Annotated in this window: 4 protein-coding genes; 2 read left to right on the forward strand and 2 right to left on the reverse strand. The window is 71.2% G+C overall.

Going from position 1 to position 3,991, the window contains the following annotated elements:
• Positions 1–807 (reverse strand): AfsR/SARP family transcriptional regulator (locus ACFQ3T_RS34875; protein ID WP_380730124.1); only part of this gene is annotated, 807 nt, incomplete at its 3' end.
• A gap of 387 nt (positions 808–1,194) precedes the next feature.
• Between ACFQ3T_RS34875 and ACFQ3T_RS34880 the strand changes: the two genes are divergently transcribed.
• Positions 1,195–1,641: a group III truncated hemoglobin gene (locus ACFQ3T_RS34880; protein WP_380730126.1), complete on the forward strand. Its 447-nt coding sequence runs from the start codon at positions 1,195–1,197 to the stop codon at positions 1,639–1,641.
• 139 nt (positions 1,642–1,780) lie between these two features.
• Here the strand turns inward: ACFQ3T_RS34880 and ACFQ3T_RS34885 are convergent, their stop codons facing one another.
• Positions 1,781–3,184: a cellulase family glycosylhydrolase gene (locus ACFQ3T_RS34885; RefSeq protein WP_380730128.1), complete on the reverse strand. Its 1,404-nt coding sequence runs from the start codon at positions 3,182–3,184 to the stop codon at positions 1,781–1,783.
• A 276-nt stretch (positions 3,185–3,460) separates the two neighbouring features.
• On the opposite strand from ACFQ3T_RS34885, the gene ACFQ3T_RS34890 reads away from it, so the two are divergent.
• Positions 3,461–3,919, forward strand: a complete 459-nt coding sequence (locus ACFQ3T_RS34890) for a VOC family protein (protein WP_380730130.1) — start codon at positions 3,461–3,463, stop codon at positions 3,917–3,919.
• The last annotated feature ends 72 nt before the right edge of the window (positions 3,920–3,991 follow it).

Here is a 3,991-nt window from a genome sequence, read left to right on the forward strand (position 1 = left end):
CGGCACGGGGTCGGGCAGGCGGTCGGGCAGGGGGTCGCCTCCGGGATCGTGCGCGAGCACCCGCCGGTGGGCGTCCCGCAGCGCCGCGCCCGGTTCGATGCCCAGCCGCTCCACCAGCACGCGCCGCGCGTCCTCGAAGACCTCCAACGCCTCGGCCTGCCTGCCCGCGCGGTGCAGGGCCGTGATCAGCAACGCGCGCAGGTCCTCGCGCAACGGGTGCGCGCCGGCCAGCGCGGAGAGGTCCGCGACCACGTCGGCGTGCCGGCCCAGGGTGATGGCCAGCTCCGCCCGCCGTTCCGCGACCGCGAGCCACAGCTCGCGCAGGCGCGCGCGTTGCGCCTCGGCGAACGGGCCGGGCACCCCGAACAGCGGCTCGCCGCGCCACAGCGCCCGCGCCCGGTCCAGCTCGGCCAGGGCGCCCTCCGGGTCGACCTCGGCCAGCGTCGCGGCCAGGGAGCGGTGCCGCTCGAACCGGTCCACGTCGAGCCCGTCGACGGGCAGCCGCAGCGAGTACCCCGAGCCGGCCGACACCAGCACCACGGCCGCCGACCGCTTCGACCTCGTGGGTTCCAGCGCGCGCCGCAGCCCGGACACGTACGTGTAGAGGCTCGCCTCGGCCGTGGACGGCGGCGCGTCGCCCCAGACGCCGTCGACCAACTCGTCCTTGGACACGACCTGGTTGGCGCGCAGGGCCAGCAGCGCGAACACCGCACGGCGGCGAGCCGTGCCGAGGTCCACCTCCGCGCCACCCCGCCACGCCCGCGCCGGGCCGAGCAGTTCGACGGTGACGGGAACAGTGGCGCTCATCACCATTTCCGTCCAATGCGCCTGGAATGCGAGTCCGGTTGGGCTATTGCCCGCCTTCCGCCGGTGGTGTAGGCACACAAACAATGCGCCCGCCACGAACGCGGATTCACACTGCTTTTACGCCGTCGCCCTCGACCACGTCAGGTTATCACGGGATAGCGGACGGCCGGCGCGGTCGCCCGGCGCTCCGCATTCGTGAATGGTGTATTACCGGAACCGGCGCGACCTCGGTGATTCCACGCGGACGCGAATCAGCGCCGGCGTATTCCCGCGCAATCGTCCAAACCACTCCGGCGAGCCGCGCGACGGCCCCGCCGAGCCGTTTTGCTACCGTCTGACCATGCACTTCGCCCGGCCGCACCGCGTCGCGCCGCCCGGTGGCGCCCGGTGACGGACCGCCCGCCGCGCGACCTGGCCGATCGGGACGACGTCGTAGGCCTGGTAACGGAGTTCTACCGCCGCGCCTTCGCCGACGACCTGCTCGGGCCGGTGTTCCGCGACGTCGCGCGGATGGACCTGGCGGAGCACCTGCCGGTCATGGCGGACTTCTGGGAAACGGTGCTGTTCCGCACCGGCGCCTATCGCCGGAACGCGTTGCGCGTGCACCTCGCCTTGAACGAGCGCGCCCCGTTGACGACCACGCATTTCACCCGCTGGTGGGACCTGTGGCGCGTCACCGTGGACGACCTGTTCGCCGGGGTGAAAGCGGAGCTGGCGAAGGCGCAGGCGGAGCGGATAGGCGCGTCGATACTCCGGCGCCTGCGCGACGAGGACGCCAGCGAGCTCGTCACGATCCGCCGACAGCCCGCCGGAGAAGGCCGAACCGCCCCCTGACCCGCACGACTCCGCCGCACAACGCCGCACCGCACAACGCCGCACCGCACGACCGCGCCGGACAACGCCCTGGCTGCCGGCTCCACGAACGGGTGGGGCCCCGCCGTGAGTCGGCGGGGCCCCGTTTCGCGGTTCCCGGTCAGCTGGTCGGGAAGCTGTCCGGGGTGCTGATCCGGCTCTTGATGTACGCGCCGGAGTCGGTCAGGACGCTGCTGCCGGTGTAGGTGCTGCCGTTGCAGGTGCCCGGCCGGAACGCCGCGCTGCTCTCGTTCGCGTCGGAGTACGTCCAGTTGGCGTACCCGATCTTGAGCTGGTCGAGCAGGTTCAGCCAGGCCGCGGTGCTCGCCTGGTCGTACGCGCCGCCGCCGGTGGCGGTGACCGTGCCGAACTCGCTGACGAACAGCGGCAGGCGGGCGGCCGCCCGGCTCACCGTCGCCCGGTAGTTGTCCTTGTGCGAGGCGGCGTAGAAGTGGAACGTGTACATGATGTTGGTCGCGTTGACCGGGTTGTTGATGACCTCGGTCTCGTTCGAGCCCTCCGAGACGCCCAGCGACGACCAGGCGCGGGTGCCCACCAGGACGACCGCGTCGGGGTCGGCCGCGCGGATGACCGGGATGACCTGCTCGGCGTAGTTCTTGATCGCGGCCCAGCTCACGCCGTTCGGCTCGTTCGCGATCTCGTAGATCACGTTCTTCTTCGCCGCGTTGCGCGAGGCGACGGAGGCGAAGAACGTCTTGGCGCGCTCCAGGTTGTAGTTGGGGTCGCCGGGCGTGAGGGTGTGGAAGTCGATGATCGCGTACATGCCGCGGGCCTCGGCCATGTCGACCAGCGAGTTCACCTGGCTGGTGAAGCCGCTCGGGTTGGTCTCGTAGCCCTGCTCCTGCACGTACATCGCGACGCGGAACAGGTCGGACTTCCAGTCCGTCGCCAGCGCGTCGAGCGACGCGTTGTTGTAGCACTTGCCGAACCACTGGATGCCGTGCGTGCTCATGCCGCGCAGCTGGATCGGCTTGTTGTACTGGTTGCACAGGTAGACGCCGCAGACGCGCAGCTGGCCGTTGATCGCGACGGGGGTGGTGCCGACCGGCGGGTTCGTGGTCGTCGTCGTGGTCGTGGTGGACGTCGTGGACGTCGTCGTGGTCGAGCCGGTGCAGGCGACGCCGTTCAGCGCGAACGACGTGGGCACGGGGTTGCTGCCCGTCCAGGAGCCGACGAACCCGAGGTCCGTCGACGCGCCGGTGCCCAGCGTCCGGTTCCAGTCGACGTTGGTCGCGGTCGCCGTGGTGCCCGACTGGGACCACGTGGCGTTCCAGCCCTGCGTGACCCGCTGGCCCGCCGGGAACGCGATGGTCAGGGACCACCCGCTGACCTGGTCACCGAGGTTCGTGAGCTTGACGGCCCCCTGGAACCCGCCCTGCCACTGGCTGGTGACGGTGTAGTCCACCCGGCACCCCTGGGCGGCGGCCATGGCCTGGGGCAGGACTGTCGCCGCGGTGCCGATGACCACCGCGCAAGCCGCTAGTGCGGCGGTGGAGCGCTTCACTGAGCCCCTCCTCATCTCGACAAACGCCTGGGAGCGCTCCCAGGCTCGGCGGGACGGTACACCGGAAAGTGACCGTCAGTACATAGCCGGCCGCGTGCCGGAGGCGTTCTTCCCACTCGCTGGGCAGGTCAGGACCCTGGCGCACGGCGACGCACGGCAGGCGTCGGGCGGGCGCGGAAAAACCTCGGAGAATTCTGGCCGGTGATGTCGAGGAGCTCGGGTCGGCTCCGTCCACTGGGCAGAGAGCGAGCACGACCGAGTCGAGAGGACACGACCATGTCGAACATCTCCACCTTCCTGTGGTTCGACCACCAGGCCGAGGAGGCCGCGAACTTCTACACGTCGGTGATCGAGAACTCCAAGGTCACCGGCGTCACGAACGGGCCGGACGGCAAGGCGTTCGTGGTGACGTTCGAGCTCGACGGGCAGCAGTTCGCCGCCATGAACGCGGGCCCGCACTTCCGGTTCACGGAGGCCGTCTCGATCCACGTCAACCGGGAGACCCAGGCCGAGGTCGACGAGCTGTGGGAGGCGCTGCTCGCCGACGGCGGCGAGGAGAGCCAGTGCGGCTGGCTGAAGGACCGCTACGGCCTCTCGTGGCAGGTCGTGCCCTCGGCCCTGAGCAAGCTCCTGGCCGACCCGGACCCGGCCAGGGCCGCCGCCGCGGGCGCCGCGCTCCGAACCATGAGCAAGATCGACATCGCCGCCCTCCAAGCCGCCGCCGACGCCGCCTGACCCGCACCGCTGGCCCACACCGCCCGAGGCGCGCCACCACCGCCCGGAGCGATCCGCGCCGCCCGAGCCGCG

The sequence above is a fragment of the Saccharothrix hoggarensis genome, assembly GCF_042678885.1.
GTDB classification, from domain to species: Bacteria; Actinomycetota; Actinomycetes; order Mycobacteriales; family Pseudonocardiaceae; genus Actinosynnema; species Actinosynnema hoggarensis.